Source organism: Lacibacter sp. H407, assembly GCF_037892605.1.
Classification (GTDB): domain Bacteria; phylum Bacteroidota; class Bacteroidia; order Chitinophagales; family Chitinophagaceae; genus Lacibacter.
Genome location: NZ_JBBKTU010000001.1, coordinates 4,336,336 through 4,358,106 on the forward strand (window position 1 = coordinate 4,336,336; position 21,771 = coordinate 4,358,106).

General features: G+C 41.0%; 20 protein-coding genes. 4 read left to right on the forward strand and 16 right to left on the reverse strand.

Features of this window, described 5'->3' with window-relative positions; genetic code table 11:
• The first annotated feature begins 30 nt into the window (after nt 1-30).
• Nucleotides 31-528, forward strand: coding sequence for a DinB family protein (locus WG989_RS18655; RefSeq protein ID WP_340431564.1), 498 nt, complete (start codon nt 31-33; stop codon nt 526-528).
• A 138-nt stretch (nt 529-666) separates the two neighbouring features.
• On the opposite strand, the gene WG989_RS18660 is transcribed toward WG989_RS18655, so the two are convergent.
• The 4 genes from WG989_RS18660 to WG989_RS18675 all read right to left on the reverse strand — a co-directional run bounded on the left by WG989_RS18660 (nt 667) and on the right by WG989_RS18675 (nt 3,692).
• Nucleotides 667-1,293, reverse strand: a complete 627-nt coding sequence (locus WG989_RS18660; RefSeq protein WP_340431565.1) for an endonuclease III domain-containing protein — start codon at nt 1,291-1,293, stop codon at nt 667-669.
• A 42-nt stretch (nt 1,294-1,335) separates the two neighbouring features.
• Nucleotides 1,336-1,782, reverse strand: a complete 447-nt coding sequence (locus WG989_RS18665) for a VOC family protein (RefSeq protein ID WP_340431566.1) — start codon at nt 1,780-1,782, stop codon at nt 1,336-1,338.
• Between the two features lie 184 nt (nt 1,783-1,966).
• Nucleotides 1,967-2,668, reverse strand: a complete 702-nt coding sequence (locus WG989_RS18670) for an outer membrane beta-barrel protein (RefSeq protein ID WP_340431567.1) — start codon at nt 2,666-2,668, stop codon at nt 1,967-1,969.
• Between the two features lie 148 nt (nt 2,669-2,816).
• A complete protein-coding gene (locus WG989_RS18675) occupies nt 2,817-3,692 on the reverse strand; it encodes a TolB family protein (RefSeq protein ID WP_340431568.1) in 876 nt (291 codons plus the stop codon).
• Between the two features lie 250 nt (nt 3,693-3,942).
• On the opposite strand from WG989_RS18675, the gene WG989_RS18680 reads away from it, so the two are divergent.
• Together WG989_RS18680 and WG989_RS18685 are read left to right on the forward strand one after the other, a co-directional pair.
• Nucleotides 3,943-4,440 (forward strand): hypothetical protein, encoded by a 498-nt coding sequence (locus WG989_RS18680; RefSeq protein WP_340431569.1) that lies wholly within the window; start codon nt 3,943-3,945, stop codon nt 4,438-4,440.
• 25 nt (nt 4,441-4,465) lie between these two features.
• Entirely contained in the window at nt 4,466-6,295 is a 1,830-nt protein-coding gene (locus tag WG989_RS18685; RefSeq protein WP_340431570.1) for an AAA domain-containing protein, read from the forward strand.
• Between the two features lie 86 nt (nt 6,296-6,381).
• Here WG989_RS18685 and WG989_RS18690 read toward each other — a convergent pair whose 3' ends face one another.
• The 8 genes from WG989_RS18690 to WG989_RS18725 all read right to left on the reverse strand — a co-directional run bounded on the left by WG989_RS18690 (nt 6,382) and on the right by WG989_RS18725 (nt 16,442).
• Nucleotides 6,382-6,861 carry a hypothetical protein gene (locus WG989_RS18690; RefSeq protein ID WP_340431571.1) on the reverse strand — a complete coding sequence of 160 codons (480 nt, stop codon included), beginning with the start codon at nt 6,859-6,861 and terminating at the stop codon, nt 6,382-6,384.
• 14 nt (nt 6,862-6,875) lie between these two features.
• The gene (locus WG989_RS18695) at nt 6,876-7,895 is read right to left on the reverse strand and encodes an FKBP-type peptidyl-prolyl cis-trans isomerase (RefSeq protein WP_340431572.1); all 1,020 of its coding nucleotides are present in this window, start codon (nt 7,893-7,895) and stop codon (nt 6,876-6,878) included.
• Nucleotides 7,896-7,988: 93 nt separating this feature from the next.
• Entirely contained in the window at nt 7,989-9,944 is a 1,956-nt protein-coding gene (locus WG989_RS18700; RefSeq protein WP_340431573.1) for a T9SS type B sorting domain-containing protein, read from the reverse strand.
• 205 nt (nt 9,945-10,149) lie between these two features.
• A complete protein-coding gene (locus WG989_RS18705; RefSeq protein ID WP_340431574.1) occupies nt 10,150-12,660 on the reverse strand; it encodes a S9 family peptidase in 2,511 nt (836 codons plus the stop codon).
• A 159-nt stretch (nt 12,661-12,819) separates the two neighbouring features.
• On the reverse strand, nt 12,820-13,530 hold the full coding sequence (locus tag WG989_RS18710) for a hypothetical protein (protein WP_340431575.1): 711 nt from the start codon (nt 13,528-13,530) through the stop codon (nt 12,820-12,822).
• Nucleotides 13,531-13,559: 29 nt separating this feature from the next.
• Nucleotides 13,560-14,792, reverse strand: coding sequence for an exo-beta-N-acetylmuramidase NamZ family protein (locus WG989_RS18715; protein WP_340431576.1), 1,233 nt, complete (start codon nt 14,790-14,792; stop codon nt 13,560-13,562).
• Nucleotides 14,793-14,904: 112 nt separating this feature from the next.
• A complete protein-coding gene (locus tag WG989_RS18720) occupies nt 14,905-15,330 on the reverse strand; it encodes an SRPBCC family protein (RefSeq protein WP_340431577.1) in 426 nt (141 codons plus the stop codon).
• A 110-nt stretch (nt 15,331-15,440) separates the two neighbouring features.
• The gene (locus tag WG989_RS18725; protein WP_340431578.1) at nt 15,441-16,442 is read right to left on the reverse strand and encodes a YihY/virulence factor BrkB family protein; all 1,002 of its coding nucleotides are present in this window, start codon (nt 16,440-16,442) and stop codon (nt 15,441-15,443) included.
• A 248-nt stretch (nt 16,443-16,690) separates the two neighbouring features.
• Between WG989_RS18725 and WG989_RS18730 the strand changes: the two genes are divergently transcribed.
• Nucleotides 16,691-17,275, forward strand: coding sequence for a PhnA domain-containing protein (locus tag WG989_RS18730; RefSeq protein ID WP_340431579.1), 585 nt, complete (start codon nt 16,691-16,693; stop codon nt 17,273-17,275).
• Between the two features lie 67 nt (nt 17,276-17,342).
• Here WG989_RS18730 and WG989_RS18735 read toward each other — a convergent pair whose 3' ends face one another.
• The 4 genes from WG989_RS18735 to WG989_RS18750 form a co-directional block, all read right to left on the reverse strand.
• Nucleotides 17,343-17,954 (reverse strand): hypothetical protein, encoded by a 612-nt coding sequence (locus tag WG989_RS18735; RefSeq protein ID WP_340431580.1) that lies wholly within the window; start codon nt 17,952-17,954, stop codon nt 17,343-17,345.
• Nucleotides 17,955-18,098: 144 nt separating this feature from the next.
• A complete protein-coding gene (locus WG989_RS18740) occupies nt 18,099-18,383 on the reverse strand; it encodes a hypothetical protein (RefSeq protein WP_340431581.1) in 285 nt (94 codons plus the stop codon).
• Nucleotides 18,384-18,441: 58 nt separating this feature from the next.
• The gene (locus WG989_RS18745) at nt 18,442-19,485 is read right to left on the reverse strand and encodes a nucleoid-associated protein (protein WP_340431582.1); all 1,044 of its coding nucleotides are present in this window, start codon (nt 19,483-19,485) and stop codon (nt 18,442-18,444) included.
• A gap of 222 nt (nt 19,486-19,707) precedes the next feature.
• On the reverse strand, nt 19,708-21,414 hold the full coding sequence (locus WG989_RS18750; RefSeq protein ID WP_340431583.1) for an amidohydrolase: 1,707 nt from the start codon (nt 21,412-21,414) through the stop codon (nt 19,708-19,710).
• Nucleotides 21,415-21,771: the final 357 nt, after the last annotated feature.

A 21,771-nucleotide genomic window follows, 5' to 3' on the forward strand; every position in this document is an offset into this window, starting at 1 on the left:
TGTTGTTTTGTAGTTCAAAATCAAAACATCATGACATTTACCGAATCATTTCTCAATGAACTGAAACAAGAATCAGTAACAACACGTAAAATGCTGGAACGTGTGCCGGCGGATCTTTTTCATTGGCAGCCACATCAAAAAAGTATGACATTGAAACAACTGGCTACACATATTGCCGAGTTACCTACATGGATCAATTTGGTGATCAAAACAAAAGAACTCGACTTTGAAGCCAATCCTTACCAACCTGTACCTCTTTCGACAGAGCAGGAATTACTGACCTACTTTGAACAAGCGTTGACAGAAGGACAACAGGCTCTGGTAAATGTAACAGATGAACAGTTAACCGATCGTTGGATACTCCGAAGCGGTGAAACTATTTACAGCAATGAATTAAAACGTGATTTTTTGCGTCAATGTTTTTGTCAGGTGGTGCACCATCGTGCACAGTTAGGTGTTTATCTGCGTTTGCTTGATATTCCTATTCCCGGCAGCTACGGCCCCAGTGCTGATGAACAAAGCTTTTAATTTGTAAATAAGAGGAGTTGAAAATTGACTCCTCTTATTCATCTTTCTATGTCATAAACGAATACGTCTCTCTATCCTGTTAACATTAGAGCAGATAAAATATCTGTAAAAATAAGTGAGAGTACTGAATAAAGTCCATCACGAATTCTCGCTATAATACACACAAACCGTGTTCATCAAACATTTCTCACAATTCGGTTTTGGCCGGCAGATCTCCCTACCCAAAAATGACATCGCCATACCAGCATCCCAATCTTTTTGCGGCAAGGCTTCCATGATCTGCTTTTCTATTTTCTTGGGATCGGTACCGGTTGCAATGCCAAGCCTTGGCGCAACACGAACCACATGCAAATCAACAATAACACCTTCGGCAGGTTTACCACTTTCACGAAGGATAACGCAAGCCGATTTACGACCGATGCCCGGCAACTCAACCAACGCATCCAGCGTATCAGGGATATTACTGTCTTTCTTAATTTTTTCTGCGATGCCCGTGAGCCATTTTGCTTTGTTGCCAAAGTTGCGCACTTTACTAATGAAAGGAAACAATGTTTCTTCTGTTGCTTTTGTCAACGCCTGCATATTGGGATAGGCTTCAAATAATTTTGGTGCAAGGCTGTTGATGTTCCTGTCAGAATCCTGTGCCGATAATACCACCATCACCACCAATTGGTAAGTATTTTTATACTCCAACGGATGTTGTTTGCCTTTGTATTTTTTAAGTAAAGGCTTGATTGCTTCCGGCCAATTGGTTTTAGTTGTCATGATGAATGGTTTAAGATGTACAGCAATCTACAAAAAATAATATTACGCATTTTGCAGATCTGCAAGAATGATCTTCTTCATCTGCAGCATTGCCTGCATAGCACGGCTTGCTTTCTCACGATCAGGATGGCTGAGCAATTCGCCGAGCATCGATGGAATGATCTGCCAGCTCAAACCAAACTTATCTTTCAACCAACCACACATACTTTCCTCACCGCCATCGGCTGTTAAGTGTTCCCAATAATGATCAATTTCTTCCTGTGTGTCTGCACTTACAAAAAATGAGATCGATTCATTGAATTTAAATCTTGGGCCTGCATTAATTGCTTTAAACTCTGCACCATCCAATTCAAACGAAACACCCATGACTGTTCCGTCAGGTCCGGGCATCGTTGAAATCATTTTCGAATTCTTAAACACTGATATGTAAAAATTCATGGCCTCCTCGGCATTGTTATCGAACCATAAAAACGGAGTGATCTTTTGCATGATGATGTAGTTTTTTTGTTGTTGATGAACACAACAAACATAGAATCATTCTGCAAAAAATAAAAGCTGCGATCACGACAATCTGCGGGTGTATTTGCGCAACAGCAATCGGTCAACTTCAAAAACAAAAAAGGCAAGAATAAATCCTGCCCTTTGTTAATCAGCAACCTGCAAAATAATCTACTCAGTATTCTTGTTGGTCACCACCCGACTTTCGACAGGTAAGCTTTGCCTCTTTTATGTGACCCGATGTGGAAGAGCCTAATGTGAAACTCAGTAACAGAAAAGCCATTCCATTTCTTGATGAACGGCGTGCTTCTGACGCATCAACATTTACAAACCCCCTTTGCACTCCACCTTCCAAAAGAATACGGGGAGTTAAACTATAACCTGCGGTTAACATTGCTCCCGCATCATAGTTTTTATATTTTTCAAAATTCAAACTCATCTGTTCAGTACTGTGAGATAATAACGGTGCAATGTATCCTCCGCCACCGGCGAACAATCGCTTTGATCGGCCGATATAAAAATGATACTGTACAGGAATTTTAAAATAATGCAATAAGATTACCCCGTCACCAACATCTTTTGTAGCAACTTTTAAACCGGCCTGCTGATATTGTGCACTAATGACCAATCGGCCGATACGAAAATCATCAGCAATAAATGATAAGCCGGCAATGAATCCAAATTTCGGACTAAGTGTTGTGCGTGGTGAAACATCTGACACACTCATTGTTGAAAATGATTCACCTGCTTCAACTTTCCAGCCGTATTCAACATTTCCTTTTTTCGTTCCCTTTCCGGAACTATCAGGTTGAATTATGTGAGCATAGCTTTGTGCAAAAAGCATCAGACAGATAAGTGATCCATAAATAGATTTCATTGTAATCGTTTTAAGTTTAGGTTTACAGAAAGTGATACAAAGTATCTTCTTCCTTATGTTTCGGATGTAAAACTAAAACTCAAAAAAAATGAAAACAGCCTGTAATTTAGTTACAGGCTGGAGTGCTTGAGTTAACGGTCGATAAATATCAGCGGTACTTGTTTACGTCAAACGGGAACCAATACAATTCTTCCACATAACGATTGGTTCCTGGAATTTTTTTCTGGCGTGCAAAGTAAATGCGTTTTTCTTTTTCGTGCACAAACGGGCAAAACTCTGCATCAACAGAATTAATGGGCTGTCCAAGATTTTTCGGCAATGACCACTTCCCATCTTTTTTAAAACTGATATACAGATCAACATCGCCATATCCTTTCGGATCGGTCGAAAAATAAATGATATAATCTTCCTTTGAAGAAATATATGGATTTGATTCACGTTCGGTTGTATTGATTGGTGAGCCGATATTTTGTACGGTTTGATATAGGCCATTTACCTTCCTTGAAAAATAAATATCCGAGCTTCCCTTTCCATCTTCATTCGTCTTCATAAAATAGATCGCACCATTCTTACTCACAGAAGCAAATGATTCTGAAGAATCGGTATTGATCACATTGCCAAGATGTTTTGCTTCACTCCATCCTGTTTTTGTTTTAGTTGATTGCCATATATCAAATCCTTTCCGTTGTGGTTGCCCTGGCACAGGTCTGTTCGATTGAAATAAAACTGTTTTCCCATCCGGACTGAATATCGGATCAATATCTTTCCATTTAGCATTACGTGTTGAAAAAACGGCAGGCACAGGTTTCTGCCATTTACCATTTCGTTTAACTGATTGCATAATGATCAAGGTATCTCTGCCTCCATTCGACCAGACCCAAAAAGCTGTTTTTGAATCGGGCGAAATAGTTAAACCAAATTCACCACCTGTTGATATTATACCCGGCTCAAACACTTGAGGAGTTGTTTGTGCCGAAACAAGCGCAGCGCTAAAAATAGCTGCTAAAAATAACCTGTATTTCATGTATAGCTGTTTTGGTAAAAATAAAAGATGACTTTCATCTCTGCCAGGAAAAGTGATCAGTGAAATGTTAAAAATCAACGAACTTCAAAGCAAACAAGATGTAATTCCATGCATTTGAATGAGTTCCTATCTTTACAACAATGTGAACATCTTCAATCGCTGGCTGTAACAGTAAGTTGTGCGGATCGATTCGAAGCGTATAAAGAAGCATACACTACATTCAGCCGGAAAATTTCTAAATTGATCAATTATGAGAAACGATGATTTTCACGAACTCCCTCCCTGGGAAGATGATGAATTTGATAATGATGAGGAAGGCGAAAGCTGGAAGCCTAAGCCAACCAGGGAAGCTTGTAAAGCCATGTATGAACAATGGAACGAAGTAATGACGGTTTTACGTGCAGGACTCGATTCGCTCGAAGAAGCAAAAGACGATGGCTTGTTTGATAAAGATTATATTGAAGATTTTAAAGGCACGCTGTTAGGCGATGCATTTGAAGTAGCAGTAAAGATCAGAAGTTCGGAATCCGGCATGTACATCATACGAATGGAAAATGCTTCCATTATCCGGAAGAATGCGCAGTATATAAAAATATCCACTAATGGATTGTTAGCCGATGGACTGATGAGCGCAGAATATCGTCAAGTGATCAGAAATGAAATTGATACGTTTCGTGAGCTGTTCAAAGCATGGGTATGCACATTTGAAAAAGATGAATTTGAAGATGAATGGGGTTTATTTATTTAAAATTAAAAGAAGTTGATTTTTTTACATGCATCCACATATCCAAACATTACTGACTTGTATTGATTTAGAAGAAAAGGAACAGGCCAACCGTTATAAACTTGATCAGACGCACACGCTTCGGCAATTAAAAGCAGAAGGTCTTGCCCTGCATCCTATTGTTGTTACACGACGAAATTTTGGTTATGCCGATTATCCAGAGATCACATTCAAACTCAATTTTCCGCCCGAAGTAAATTTGTTTCGGGATGGTGCAGCCATTGAATGTTTTATTACAGGTGAAGAACCGGTGAAAGGCGTGCTGCTGAATCTCGATGGAAAGAATGGAGAGTTTCGATTATTTGCGCCCGACTTTCCTGATTGGATCGAAGATGATGGTGTTGGAATAAAATTGGCGCCTGATACACGTACCAGCAGCATCATGAAAAAAGTGATGCAGGGTTTGGAAAAAAATGAACCGCTTTTTCAACTGTTTGAACAACTGCATGCAGCCAATCCTGTAGCTGAAAGTTCTGCGCCCGCTGCAATGCCATCGCTTGATTTTCGAAATGCAAAACTCAATGCCAGTCAGCAACAAGCAGTTTCCGCTGTTGTACAAAATGAAAACATCTGCATTGTACATGGGCCTCCGGGTACAGGAAAAACAACCACTTTGATCGAAGCCATCCTTCAACTGATAAAAGCCGGAGAGAAAGTTATAGTTGCTGCCCCCAGCAATACCGCTGTGGATCATTTAGCTAAAGGCTTGATACAGCAAGGCGTTAACCTGTTACGTGTGGGTAACATCAGCAAAGTAGATGAACAGATCTTTACCCATACACCTGAAGGAAAATTAAAGACCAGCAATGCACAAAAAGAGATCAAGCAATTAAAAATAAGAGCGGAAGAATTCCGCAAGATGGCGTTGAAATACAAACGCAGTTTTGGCAAAGCAGAACGGGAACAACGAAGCTTGTTATTCAAAGAAGTAAAAAATATTCGTACAGAAATAAAAAAACTACAGGCCTACAACGAAGAAAAATTATTTGCTGAAGCAACTGTAATTGCCGGCACACCCATTGGTTTGTATGATGCAGGCATCAACCATCTTCATTTTCAAACATTGGTGATTGATGAAGCGGGGCAATGCATGGAACCCTTGGCATGGTGTATTTTTCCATTAGCAGATAAAGTTGTGTTAGCCGGTGATCATTGGCAGTTACCTCCTACCGTGTTAAGTCGGGAAGCAGCGGCACTTGGTTTCAACGAATCAATTTTAGAAAGAGCCGTCAGCAAAACCGAACATGTAATTCTGTTGAACACACAATACCGGATGCGGCAAGCGATTGCCGGTTTCAGCAGTCATTATTTTTATACGAACCTTTTGCATACGGCTGAGCATTTGCAAAACACGGGTGTGCATCTAACGTTTATTGATACAGCCGGATCAGGTTATAACGAAAAGCATGGACCGGACGGAAGCAGTTTGCAAAATGAAGGTGAGCTGGCAATTGTACAAAAGATCATGGAAACAGAAACACTCGATCTATTAACTACTGCTTTTATTTCACCTTATGCCGGACAGGTAAGTGCTGCAAAAGAATTATTGCCAAAACAACTCCGCATCAGCACCATCGATAGTTTTCAGGGACAGGAAAAAGAAGCGATCGTTCTGTCATTGGTAAGAAGTAATGATGAAGGTGAGATCGGCTTTTTGAAAGATTACCGACGTATGAACGTTGCCATGACAAGAGCGAAGGAACAACTATTTGTAATTGGCGATAGTGCAACCATAGGCGCTGATCCGTTCTATAATAAGTTCCTGACATATGTAGAAGAATATGGAACGTACAGAACGGTGTGGGAGTTTGAATTATAAGAGAGAGGAGCACGGAGAACACAAAGGCGTCACTAAGATTACAGAGGTTGCTTAGAGAACATGGTGTTTTCGTTGTTTCGGCTTTATTATTTTCCTTCCAGCTTTCGCACCTGCTTTACATAATCATATTGCAGATCTTCATGCATGGCAGCAACAGCTTTCTCAATTTTCTTCAACTGAGCTTTGTAGATATTGCTGATGATGGTATTACTGTTAACAGCAGTACCAAGTTCTTTAATTCTAGTACACAAATGAATCAGAACTTCTGCTTCCACGGTTTCGCTTCCGCTGTAACGAATGTATTTGGCGGCTGTTCTTGTAATTTTTCGAAGAGTCTTTTTTACAAAATAAACATTGCTCTTATTGATATCTTCAAACAGCCCGTCAACTTCTTCATTCACATGTTTGATGTATAACGCTGTATCATCAGCCTCAAATAACAAATAAGTAAGCAACTCCTTGTTCTCTTTCTTGAAACGTGCCAACCGCAAACAAAGCTCAGTTACTTTTGTTTGTGGCAGATTGATCAACTCCTGTTTAATTTCCTGTACTGTTGCTGCTTTCATTCGCTGCTGTTACTTTATTTCACTTCTACAACTTCAATTTCAAATACCAATGTACTGTTAGGTGGAATCTTCGCTGCCCTGGTGCGGATGGAATACGATAGCCCTGATGGAATAACCAACTTGATCTTCCCTCCCACTTTACAAAACGGCACACCCAACTGCCATCCTTTGATCAATCGGTTCAACGGAAATGTAGCCGGCTTATCTCTTGTTTGATCAAATACGGAACCATCACTTAACAAATACCCTTTGTAAAAAACAACCACGGTATCTGTTACCAATACTTGTCTGCCGGTACCATCTTTCATAATACTGTAATAAATATCATTTCCTTTTGTTTTTGCATCGGTCTTGCCATCTTTGATCATTTGCAGGATCATTTGCTCATCTGCTTCCATTTGTTTTACACTGTCAACATTTGAAAAAGGCGCAAGTACCGGTGCCTTGGAAGCGGTTGTTGTAAATTCTTTGAATGAACCGTTGACACGTTGTGCCCACAACTGTTGAACCTGTAATGCAAGTGGATATTTTTTCCGTAAAGAAGTAAAGCCGGTTGCTGTTTTTAGAAAACCCCAACGTCCATTTATTTTACAAGTGCCGATCAGTTTCCATTTGCTTTCTTTCGCTAAATAAACATAACCGGAGTAGAGCGTAAAGTTGGCAGCCGAATCGCTTGCGGTGGCAATATAAAGCTGCATTTTTTCATTTGCAGGAAGATCGTATTCCCATTCCAGTTCACCGGGCTTATCCAGTTCTACATCAATACCGGTTGCAACCACTTCAGCAGTTTCCGGAAATGTAAACACGATTTCTTTTTCTTTTTTATCGGCCTCAACAAACAATTTTACATCGCCTGCTTGCACTCCCGCTTTCACCTCTTTTCTTGTTTTGATCTCCTGCGCATTCACCTGTACAAGTACTCCACTTATACGAAGACTGTCGGGAAAAGAGTGAGTGGTATCAGAAAAATGAATCGCCGCTTTTCCAAGCGTAGCAGCGAAAATAAAAGCGATGCTGAAAAAACAGTATTTCATATTATAAAATAAGAAACCAAACATACTAAAAGCATGCATCACTGTAATGAAAAATAAAAAGGAAACAAAAAGCGGTGATCCATGCAGGGTTTGCTAACGTATCAACGTAATAACACCTTTGCGTTCAAAAATCTTTTCATCAATTCCCAACCCTCTGAACTGCCACACATACACACCGGGAAGTTGTGGCAATCCTTTAAATGTACCATCCCAGCCAGGTGCACCTGGTGTCCATGAGAAAAGTTGAAGCCCCCACCGGTTAAATACTCTGAATGAATAAACTGTTTTAATACCTTCTGATATCGGAATAACACGATCATTGAGTTGATCGTTGTTTGGTGTAAAAGCATTTGGAACAAAAATGGTGATCTCTTTAATTGTTTTCACCAATTGTGTATCGATGGTCAAGCAACCGGCTGCCGATGTAATTTGAATACGGTATAACTGATTGCTGATGGTTCCGTTTTGAAAGATGGGATTTAACAAGGCTGGATTATCAAGATACAGCGGCGGCATCCACAATACCTCTGCACCGAAGTTGCGTGCTGTTAATGTGAGTGCTGTATTTTGAAATGTATATTGTACAGGATATGTTATCCCGACAGCAGGCACTTCAATATTTATCTGGATACGCCTTGTTGGCAATTCACAGCCATCTCTGTTACGTACCATTGCAGAATAATTTCCCGTTGTTAATACTCGATAACGATTTTGTCGTGCACCGCTTATGGCCGCACCATCTTTGTACCACTGTACAAACATATCATCATCTACAACCAATACCGCACTATCGCCGGTGGTACTGCAGAAATCAGTTTTGCCTAACAACAGTAACGAGGTATCAGGGACGGATGAATTAACAAACACCGTATCTCGTTTAAAACAACCTCCGCCACCACTCGACACCGTTAGTACATACTGTGTTGGCAACAATGGACTCGCAAACGGATTTGAAATATTAGGATCGGATAAGCCGGTAACGGGCGACCATCGATAACTAAGACCCGGCTTTGCATTTTCTCCAATGAGTACAGGTGTAGTGCCACAATACAATGTATCCTTGCCTGCATTGGCAGGAAGGGTCAATGTATCTACTAAACGGGCATATAACGTGTCTTTACATCCATATCCGTCGTAAGGCGTTACTTCCACTGCTAACAAAGAACCGGTTGGATATGGTGGACGTAAAATGAGATTCGGGCTATTCCCTAATTGTTGTGTAAAGCTGCTGTTAAACCATTTGTACTCTTGAAAACCAAACGGTGCCACCACATTTACAGACGTATCGGCCGGACAAAATGTAGCACCTGTAAACTCACCGGTACATTCTGTATTTACATCGATATATGCATATCCAAAATGGCGAACAAATGTGCAATCGCTGGTTTTAAAAAACAAGCGGATCGTTTTACCTGCCTGTCCATTTAAATTGATCGTTACTGCTGTCCAGTCTTTGCACCAAACCGGTGTGTTCTCCACTTGCCTGTTTCCTGATTCAAAAAAGCCCGGCAATGCAGAACCAAAAGGGATGAATTTAAACGAAGAACATTCGATGAGTGTGTTATCTGTAACATTCGTTACTTCTATTTCTAAGCGAGGTTGTTCCGCATCACGATGATTAGGCCCTTCGAATACAACGGCATAATGATAGGTAATGGAATAGGTATTCATGTTCGCCGGTATCGTAAACTCATATGATAATCCTTCGGCTTGTGCACCACCTTGTGTATTCCCTAACTTTACAGAATAACCACTTCCATTAGGACAAACAACCGGAAAGTCGCCAAAGAAATCACGGTCAAATGCATTAGTAGCTCTTGAAAATATTTCATGTTGCCCACCATAAACAGCTCCTGTTGGATTGAGAGACATTACATTTTGTCCTGTACCTGCAGAAACAGAACCGGTATAAGCCGTCCAGTTATCAAAGCTTCCATTTTCAAAATCAATATTCGGAGGGCACTGTGCAACAGGTTGTAAACACAAGAGTAAAGCAGCAAGGGTACTTACCAGAAATGCAAGGAATTTTCCATGTTCTCGAGTCCTCATAATGTAGTAGACCGGGTAAGCAGGTGGAAGGCCCGGCCTACTAATTTAATCAAAATCGGCGAATTTGCTTTACAATTCAGGGTTATTTGTTTTTGTTGAAATGAATGCATTCACAGCAAGGGAATAGTGGAACAACAATTGGTGATTACACATAAAAAAGCCGGTCAGCTTTTGAACTGACCGGCTTAGCTTATTTCTGCATTCGTTATTTAGAAGGATCGCCTTTTTCAATTTCACGGTTCATTTCTTCCATATCTACCGGCTGCGAATCATCGCCCAGCAAATGACGGGAGAAATAATCACACATCTTCCAGAAGAAGTACTCCGTCATTGTGCCATAACCGTGACGCTGACCGGGAAGTACCACCAGTTCAAAACGCTTATTGGCTTTAATGAGAGCATTCGCCATGCGAAGTGTATTGGCAGGATGTACGTTGTTATCAATATCACCATGACTCAGCATCAAATGACCTTTCAGGTTTTTTGCCAATTCAGGATTCCGTTCAATTGAATAAATAAAACTGGTATCGCCTTTATCATTCACCTGCTCTTTTACGCCATGATGTTTTTCGCTCCACCAACGGTTGTAAATATTGTTTTCATGATTACCTGCACTGCTCACTGCTACTTTAAAGAAATCGGGATACACCAACATCGCTGCTGTGCTCATAAAACCACCACCGCTATGTCCATGAATACCCACTTTGTTTGCATCGATAAACTTATGACGATAGCTCAGTTGTTCGATCGCAGTTTTCTTATCCTCCAAACCATAATCACGCAGGTTACCATACCCATAGTTATGATACCATTTGCTGCGTGATGGATGTCCACCTCTGTTACCAACGGTAATCACCACAAATCCTAATTGTGCCAGGCGATCCACACGATCCATTCCACGGCCAAATGCTTTATTCACGGCTTCCGTTTGCGGACCCGGATATACATACTCAATGATGGGATAAGTTTTTGTACTGTCGAAATCAAACGGCTTATACATAACACCATACAGATCTGTAATGCCATCAGCTGCTTTTACTTTAAATGGTTCAGGAAATTTGTAACCCGCTTCAAACAAACCACTCATATCTGTTTTCTCCAACTGCATAATGGTTCTGCCATTGTTGTCCTGCAACAACGACACAGGGGCTGTATTCACTCGTGAATAGGTGTTGATGAAATAGCGGCTGTTATCGTCCATGCTTGCACTGTTATCGAAATTCGTTTCTGTAAGCTGCTTTAATCCTGTACCATCAAAGTTGATACGATACAGGTGGAGATAGTATGGATCTTCGTTGACGTTACGGCCATTCGCTGTGAAATACAATACACGGTTTTTTTCATCAATGCTTTCAATGTCTTCGCAATGGAAAGCACCACTGGTGATTTGATTTTTGAGTTTACCATTTTCATCATACAAATAAAAATGTGCCCAGCCATCACGCTCACTCCACTGGATCATTTCTTTACCGCCGTTCACCAAACCAAGCCGACGATTTTCAACATAGGTATTCATGCGTTCTTCAATGATCGGTGTAACGGTAGCAGTTGCAACATTCACCGCACAAACGTCGATGCGTTTCAGATCACGACTGGTGCGTGCCATGTAAAACTTTTCGTTGGTACCATGCCAGATCGTTGCACGGTTTTCTTCATCACGCTGATTTTGTTTTAACGGTGCCGACCATACAGCGATCTCCTGATCTTTAAATGCTGACGCACTGATCTTCTTTGAGGTTTTGCTGTCGAAATTGAAAACATATACTTCACGGATCGGCGCTTCTTTTTCACCCGGCATCTGGTACTTGTATGTTTCCAATGTAGGACGTGGTTCCGCAATATTGTTGATCACCCACAGATCTTTCACCTTACGGTTATCCGTACGTGTAAGTGCAAAATGTTTGCCATCGGGGCTCCACATTACAAATGCAGACTTGCGTTTATTCTTGTTCAACTCTTTTTCTACATTGGTCTCGTTACCAAAACCTCCGCCATAACCATAGTCTTCCACACCATCGGTTGTTAACTGATATTCAACAATGGTACTGTCATCTTCTTTGATCTGCGCTTTGCGGTAGTTAGCACTATCCATGTAATACAGGTTGTGCTTCTTTGAAAAAAGAACATATTTTTTATCAGGCGAAAATGTAGCCCATGTTAAACGGTCTTTTGGTTTTTCGTAATCTTTCAATTCAGTTAATACACCTGTGTTGAGGTTATATTCGAAGTAGAAGATTTTTTTCTGGGTTGCAGCCGGAGCACCGGGGCGGGCTCCACCTCTTCCACCGGCACCTGTGGCACGGGTAGTGGTATCTTTCTTTACTTCATCGATCGTACTTTTTACTTCGAACTGAATGCTGTTCTCATCGTTTGTAAACTTCAATCGTTCGATTGGCAAGTGCTGTGCGTCAAACGGGTCTTTTACAATCTTTGTAATTTCTGCAGCCAGTTTTGCATTGTCGAACATGTTTCGTTTGGTTCCTTTGGCAGCATCAACAATGTACCAGTACTTTCCGTCACGTGTTTCATACACGTACCAAAAACGATCGGATAATTTGAGCCAATGCGGATCAACTGATGTACTGAATAACATTTTGCTGATCTTGCCCGGGGCGAAGCGGGCAGCCAATGCATAATTTGCTTTTTTAGGTGCAGGCTGTTGTGCCTGCAAGGCAATAGAAAACATTGCCAGAAGAATGACAGATAAAATTCTCATGCTGTGATGGTTTGTTATGAACGAAATTCAGAAACACTGTTCCTGAATTTTTAAAGATAGGTGGGGAAATCATACCAATAGCTGCAACCGTTTATAAATACATAAACGGTTCAGATAACGGGTGAATGTTCGATTAATCTTTAAAAGCTGTGAATTTCGTTAATTCCTGGTCCATATTTCATGGATGGGCTCCCCTCTTGAACTGAGGCCGGAATGGTGCCAGTTGTTCCCTTCCACTTTACCATCAAAGCTTAACGAAGCGCCCACCCGTGAACTGTCACGGGAAAAGAATTCAATGGTTTCGGTGTACTTGCCGTTTACAAATGTGTAGGTGCCACCACCGGTACCAAAAAACTCTTTGGTTTCAACATTAATAGCGATCCATTGGAAACGTGAACCGGTTAATAGTTTAATTGTGCGTCTTGCACCGGGCGTAATGGTTTGCATGTTGCCATTTACTACACGACCGGTAATAAACCAATGACCGGCCAAAGCAGCTTTGCCATCATCCATACGTGTAAAAGTTTGACTGCTGCTCTCTTTAGTTATGACAAGTGATTGATTGCTGATCGCAAATTTCATTACCTCATCGGTACCAACTTTTTCTTTGTTGGCTGTATGAAAAAAAAGTTTTGTATTCAATTGATCGCCACTTACGGTGTAATCGCCACCCAGCGTCCAGTCAAATCGTTTATTTGATATGTCATACTGCGTACATGAATAATGACCATCCTGGAAAAGCCAGGTAGTAATTGTTGTACCATCTGTTTTTGTCCATGAACCACCAATGGATGTTTGTGCAGCAGTTGATGCAATACCTGTTATCATAACCATTACCAGCAATCCAACTGTATTGATGATCTGTTTCATGTTTCTATGGTTTTTTTGTTAAAGCTACATTATGGATACAACAAATATTTTTTCCGTATAGATTTGTAGGCAGATAATCCTGGCTCCCATGATGCATAAATTTCTTCTGCTGATTTGCCTGCAATGATCTGTTCTTTAAACTGAGCAGTACCGGCCAGTTTATTGATATCGCCCATTTGGTTACTCTGTGAACGATCAAAGAATTTTGCTTTATCAGGAAATGCTGCATACAATTCTTTCATCCATTGCACATTGATGCGCTTTGTTTTACGGAGTTGATTGATATCGTATGTGCGGAGATCTAACCCAAAACATTCTTTGTTCACATGCAAAGGTGTTTCTGCCATACCGGGAATACCAACGGGTGTAAATGAAAATGCATATTTGCCTTTCAACAAAGGACTACCCAACACTGTAAACGGAAAATAAGTACCACGGCCGAGATTAATAGCAGCGCCTTCAAACAAACAGGTAGACGGATAAAGCATAACGCCTTGCTGTGTATTTAAATTCGGCGATGGTGCTACCGGCAACACATATTCCATGTCATGATCATAGTTCGCAACTTTAATGATCTTTAGTTTGCATTTTACTTTACCGGGCAACCAACCTTCACCATTGATCATTTGTGCAAACTCAGCGATCGTCATACCATGTGCAATAGGAATGGGAAACATACCAATGCCCGACTTGTACGTCATATCGAGTATCGGTCCATCCACCAAATAACCATTGGGGTTGGGGCGGTCGAGAATCAGCAATTCTTTGTTGTTCTCTGCACAGGCTTCCATGATATGGCTCAATACATTGATGTAGGTATAGAACCTGCAGCCCACATCCTGTATATCAAAAATCATCAGATCTACATTTGCCAGATCTTCTTTTGTTGGCTTCCGCTTTGGACCATACAATGAAATAACAGGCACGCCTGTTGCAGGATCTTTTTCATCTTTCACTTTAACGCCAGCACTTGCATTGCCTCTGAAACCATGCTCCGGGCCAAACACTTTTACAATGTTGACGCCGAGTGAAAGCAAACTGTCAACCAAATGTTTTTTCCCAATGATCGTTGTAGGATTTGCCAACACTGCCACACGTTTTCCTTTGAGGTACGGCAGGTATTGTTGCGTTTGATCGGCACCTGTAATGATCGGATCCGCTACAGTAACTGCCGGTTGTTGTTTTGTTTTATCACAAACACTTTGACAAAACAACAAACAACTTAAACAGGCAAGCAATACAAAAAAGGGGTTTCTTCTCATGAATATAAATTGTAATGCTAAACTATTTTCTTTTTTACAAACATCTGCTACCATTCAAAAAAAAGCCGGATCATATACATGTGCCGGCCTTCGATTAACAACAAAGCATCGATTACAACTGCTCTGTATATTTTTTAAAGCTATCAAGTATTGCCTGCCATCCTGCCTGCTGCATTTCAACCGGGTTTTCGTTTTCTGCATCAAAGCTCTCCACCACTTTCGTGCTGTTTCCATCTGCCGTAAAATTGATCTTCACTTTACGACCATCCTCCAATGTATATTCAATGTATTCGTTCGCTGTTACCACATCGTAAGTACCTGTAAAATCAAACCCTATGCTGCCATCTTTTGCTTCCATGCGTGATGTAAGCGTACCACCAACCCGCAGATCATTTTTTGCCCACGGTGTATGCCAATCGTCGGAAGCGCTGTTCCATTTAGTAATGTGTGCAGGATTGTTCCAGCTTTCCCATACCGTTGCTACCGGTGCGTTTATAGTTGCTTCAATTGTAATAACGGTAGTTGCCTGTGTGTTCATATCATTTGTTTTAAAGGTGATCGTAATTAGATAAAACAAATTTCGAATTATTTTTTCTTGCCTCCAATGGCTAAAAGCGACAATGTAACGGGGAGCATGCGACAAACACCTTATTCTTTTTCTTTCGAATCATCAACGATTGTTCCATTTGCTTCGATCACTGTTTTTTCTTCGGGTTGCAACTCCAATGGCTTCTCCGATTCTATTTCAATTTCCTGTACCCACACAGCATAATTGTTGGGGTAAATACGGGAACCCCTGTGCGCTGCATACACATGTGTAAACACGGCACCGAAGTATAAGATCATGGCAGAATAATAAACCCATAGCAATAAAACAATGGCCGATCCTGCAGTACCGTATGTTGTTGAAAGTTGACTTTGCCCTAAATAAAAACCGATCAGGAATTTACCCACCATAAAAAGAATAGCGGTGGTAAATGCACCTGCACGTACATGCTTCCACTCGATCTTTGCATCGGGCAATACTTTAAAGATCATTCCAAACAGTAAGGATGTAATTCCAAAGGTGAGTACAAGATTAAATACATACACCATGATCACAGTAATTTCAGGAAACACAACTGTAAGCCTGTTCAATAACAGATCCATTAAGCCGTTTATTACAAGCGATACAAGCAGAATAAAACCGAGACCCACCACCAGTGAAAAAGAAAGCAACCTGTTTACCAACAACCGCAGATAGCCTTTCCCTTTATATGGTTTTGCTTTCAACTTCCATATCTGGTTGATGGAATCCTGAATTTCACTGAACACACTGGTAGCACCTACAAGCAATGTTACAAACCCGATGATGGTTGCAAACTTACTTTCGTATGAAAGTGCTGCATTCCGAATGGTTTGTTGAATTTGTATGGCCGCTTCCGTTCCAACAAAACCGGATATCTGGTTATATAATGTGCCTTCAATGGCTTCTCTTCCCCAAAAAATATCACTCACTGAAATAATGATGATGAGCATGGCAGGTAATGAAAAAATAGTATAGAACGCCAACGCTGCACTCAGTTTCAATACCCTGTTATCAATAAAATCGGAAAAAGATTGTTTGATGATCGACCACATAGTTGAAAAAAATGATTTGATGTATTTCATTACACAAGTGTATGTTTCAGTAAATAGGTTTTTTTTATTACACGCTACTTGCTGATTGTCTTCTAAAGGTAGTTGATCGATAAGCAAAACAAAGTACTGGTTTGTTTTATCTACCGATCTTTAGAGCAACTCCTGCAATTGACTGCAACAAAAGAGCCAGTTTATCAATCAAAGGTTGTACCGCCAGATAAAACAGCTCTTCGCATTCCGAAATAATTACCTTCGCCGCCATAAATAAACCCAAAACGATGAAACTGGACGATCTACTCCGGCAGCGCAGCAACAATACCTGTGAATTATGTAAATCAGAAACAAATGTAGCGTTGTACGAAGTGCCGCCGCAGGATCAATCGAATGCAGACAATACGATCCTCATCTGCAGCAAATGCCTTGCACAAATTGAAAAAAGAGAAGAGCTGAACAGCGCACATTGGAATTGCTTAACAGAAGCTATGTGGAGTGAAGTACCGGGTGTGCAGGTGGTGGCATGGCGGATACTCAACCGTTTACGAAACGAAAGCTGGGCCGCCGATAACCTGGATATGATGTATCTCGATGACGAACGACTTGCATGGGCCAAAGCTACTGGCGATCATGAAAATGATGGCAGTGTTGATCTGCATAAAGATTGCAACGGTGCTCAATTGCAAACCGGCGATTCAGTGGTGCTGATCAAATCACTGGATGTAAAAGGCTCCACACTCAATGCAAAGATGGGAACCGTAGTAAAGAATATTCGCCTGGTGGAAGAGAATACAGAACAGATCGAAGGAAAAATAGAAGGACAAACGATTGTGATACTGACGAAGTATGTAAGAAAGCATGAAAAATAATCGTTACGGAACGAATACGAAAAATCCTCTTGCACATCATCAAGAGGATTTTTCGAGTAAAGATAATTTATGGCAATTTCACATGCTTAAAGGAACCACTAATTGTTAAATCACATTGATTGAGCGGATCAATTGGCGCTCCTACCGATCTCACAGTGGGATCATTGATAAGATTCTTTGCCTTGATTTCATACAGCCCACTGATGAGTTTCCGTTTTGCATCGTATGCAGTAACAATCAACTTTCCTTCAAACACTACACCAAATCTTGAATCGGTGATGCTCGACCATGCATCGCCACTCGAGTTTCTTACTGCATAAACATATCTCGCATGTAAGGATGTAGCAGTTGCCTGATCGAACGTAAACGTGTTGACCAATCCTGTTTCAAGATGAGATGCATTAATGGTGAGCAACAATGCATCGCCTGTGCTGTTATCTGCCGATGGAGTTGCATCAAAAAAGAAAAAAAGCTGACCGGCTTCCACACCCGCATTTACTTTCAATTGAGCCGTATTCATGTATAGTGCTTCCTTCACCAGATTACCCTGATTGCTCAATACGATGGTACGTGCCAGGCTTGATTCAGCAACAGGACCAGGTATTTCTTCAACAGGCTTACGACAGGAAGAGGCGGCAATTAAACACAGTAATGCAAGAAAGAGAACAACTCGGTTCATGATGAGAAGGTTTTACAAAAAAGCCTGTAAACTACAGGCTGATGAATTGTAAAACTAATGGACTCGCTCGCTTTATGAACCACATAAACATGTGAATCTGCAAGCTTTCATTGATTATAACGAAGCTGTTCGGTAAACGAAAGATCAGAGCAGTGCTTTCACAATGATCTCCCACTCTTCCTGCAATGATACTGAAGGTCTGGTTTTACCTGCCCGGCGATACCAGTATTCAGCATTAGCAATATCACCTTCTTTGCGATGCAGATAGCCATGCACCCAACAGGCAGTTTCGTCGTGCAGATGATCGATCATGGAATGTGCTTCATGCCAATCGCCTTTTGCATCATACCACAATGCATTGAGATAAACAGTTAGTTTTTGTGGTGGTTTGTTTTCAGAAACACTTTGTACAAATAATTGGAATTGCATGCGATTGTTTTATTGTTGTAAACCTACACAAAACAGACTTGTCGGCAACTGATGGCGGTTAGCTTTCTTCATCAAAATAGATCTTGTAATATTTTTTTCCTGTCCGTTCATCATATCCTTGTTCAATTAAACTTTTATCGCCATGAATATAGATATGGAAATTCCTGTCGAGCTTCAGAACACTTTTAAACACCCGTGCCTGCTTCTTAACCGCATTTGGTGAAATTGTAAAATCTGTTGCAATATCCAGTTCTTTTTCACGGATATATCCATCCTTGAATTTGTTGAATGAGTCAATCACGGTATCATGACCAAATACTTCGGTTGCAAAATCAGTTTCATTGAACTGCTCCTGCGATTTAAAATAATCTACTGAACGATTCAGGTAATCAGCCTGATCGGCCCTGCTCACCTGAAAATCTTCTTTCATCGCATCTGTGATATACTGCTTTGTGAGTGTAAGAAAATTTTGGGTAGTATGATAACTATCGGATGCAGGACGCAAACCCAAAAAATCATGCAACCAGTACCGTGCTTCATTTGATTTATTGGTGTGATCGATTGACAGTACCCGAAAGCCCTCTTCCACTGCATCGTTCAATATCAACGCACCCTTGTCGAGTTTGTGAATATTGATGCCCTCTTCCACTTCAAGATCAAACAACTGTTGTTGCTGTTGTACACGAATGAATTTTTCTTTTGTTTCTGATTTGAACAGGCCTACCGCATCAAGATTCTGATTTTCAAAAATGATGTCTTTGAAATACACCACATAAAATTCACCTTTCTTGATCAGTGGATGTGCAGAACGATCGAACAGATAGTTGGCTAACTCAACAGATGAATGATGAAAATCATTTCCATCCGCAAACATCTGCTGTAAAATCGTGTAACAGGTATTGTATTGCAGATTGGATGGATGGGTGAATTGTTCAAAGCCATGAACTTTGGTAAACGGTTGTACAAAATAATCATTCAATACAGTCTTCAGCTCTTCATTCAATTCCAATGAACGATTGGATAATTGCGGTGCGGTTTCGTTAACCTTGTTGCCTACGAGATGAATTGATAACTGTTCAATGCTGGCCTGGCTGATATTCATTCCATTCTGTTTTCGTGTAGTTGCCCGATATGGGGGCCGAAAATAAAATAATAAATGAATTGGAGCGAATAAAGAATTGAATGCAGCTAAGCGGCCCACAAACATGAACCGCCGCTGCCATTCGTTTCAATGGAAATTTAAACTTTCTTTTTGGAAATAGCATCAAACTTTTTGGAAAAACTATTTTCAGATGAAAAAGATGCGTTGCACCCCTGCTCCTCATTACCACTTGGCCGCTTTGAATACTTCTCTCCCATCCACCACCGTCAGCAATACGTTTGTTTGATGGATGGCTGCAGTAGGAATGCTGAAAAGATCCTGCGAAAGCACTACAAAATCGGCCAGATAACCGGGTAGCAATTTACCTTTATCCGTTTCTTCAAACGATGAATAAGCACCGGCATTTGTATAGGCCAGCAGAGCTTCCTTCATGCCAATACGTTGTTGCGGAATCCAGCCACCTGTTGGTAATCCATCCGTTGTTTGGCGGTTCGCAGCTACATGTAAACCATGGATGGGATTGAGATCAATGCAAGCGGGCCAATCACTGCCAAACACCAATGTTGCCTTCGACTGCAACATCGATTGCCAGGCAAAGGAAAAAGGCAAGCGTTGTTCACCCACTGCTTTTGCCCAAACAGCAATGGTTGCAGGATCGGCATGGATGGGTTGCATCGAAGGCAACACATTTAGTTGTAGAAATCGTTGTACATCTTCCGGTTTACATTGTTCGATATGCTCCACCCGATGCCTGGTGCCTGTAGAATTATTTTGTTTTTGTGCTGCTTCGTATGCATTCAGAGCTTCATGTACAGAACGATCGCCAATAGCATGTGTATAGATGCGAAAACCAGCTTTATCAAAAGCGCTTACTAATAACCGGTATGTTTCAAGCGGGAGCGCAAATGTTCCGTTTTTTGTTTTTCCGTCTTCGCCTGCATCACTGTAATCATCCATCATTACAGCAGTGTGCGATTCAATTACACCATCGAGCATAAACTTAATGGCATCGGCTGTAAGCATGCGATTGCCTTTGAATTTATTTTTCAGTTGAACGTATTGAGCAATGTCTTCGGGCTTTGTGTTTTTATTGGCACTGAATGCTGCTGCATAGCGAAGTGTTAGTTCGCCTTTCGTGTACAATTCATTATACAATTCAAACTCATCAATACTACCACTTGCATTCTGCACACTGGTAATGCCAAGCGATGCAGCGTACTGTAATCCTTTTTTAATGGCTGCTAACTTTTCTTCCCTTGTTATTGGCGGAATAAATTTGGCAACCAGTTGCATCGCTCCTTCACTCAATGCACCGGTGGGTTCGCCCTTCGCATCTTTTACAATAGAACCAAAGCCCGTATAACTTGTTTCCTTAGTAATACCTGCGAGTTGCAATGCTTTTGAATTCACCCATGCGCTATGTCCGTCGTATGCACGTATATAAACGGGACGATCGCTGATCACTGCATCCAGCATTTCCTTTGTTGGCATGCCGCCCGGAAAAATCGTGTATTGCCATCCCAAACCGGTGATCCATTTGGCCGATGGATTCTTTTTGGCATATTTCACTACTTCTGCAACGGCCTCCTCTGGTGTTTTACTTTGGTTGAGATCAACTGTACTCAATCCCAATGAACCCGATAGAAAATGAATATGCGCATCGTTGAAACCGGGTATTACTAATTTTCCGTTCAACTGGTATTGTTTTGTTGAACTGCCGATCATGGCTTTGATGTCTACTGTTGTACCGATCGCTACAATTCTATTCTTACGCACAGCCATTGCTTCTGCAAAAGGTTGTTGTTCATTCCCGGTAAAGATGCGGCCGTTGAGTACTACCAGATCAACAGCATCTGCTGTTGACCGATCTTGTTTGAATGATAAGAAAGCAATGGTTGTGATACTTAACAGCAGAATGATTCGCAGCATAGACCGATTTTAATTTCCAATAAAGAATAAAAGCCGGCAATGATGAATATGTATTGCCGTTGCTTTTGGTTTCAATGGAAATGTAAAACTTTCTTTTGGGAACCGAAGAGAATCCTGAAAAAAATAAAACCTCACCCTCCTCCCTCTCCGAAAGAGAGGGAGCGGTGCTACATCTTCTTAATCTTCTTTATTTACTTCCACTTCAACAACAAACAGTAGATCAGCAATTTTTCGGAGAGTCTCTACTTTTCATCTTTTTAAGCTGTCAACTTTCAACAATTGCTTCTTTAATATTTCCCCTTACATCAACCTGCTGCCTTTCACTTCTTCATTTCCAATTTTTTATTTTGCATTTTT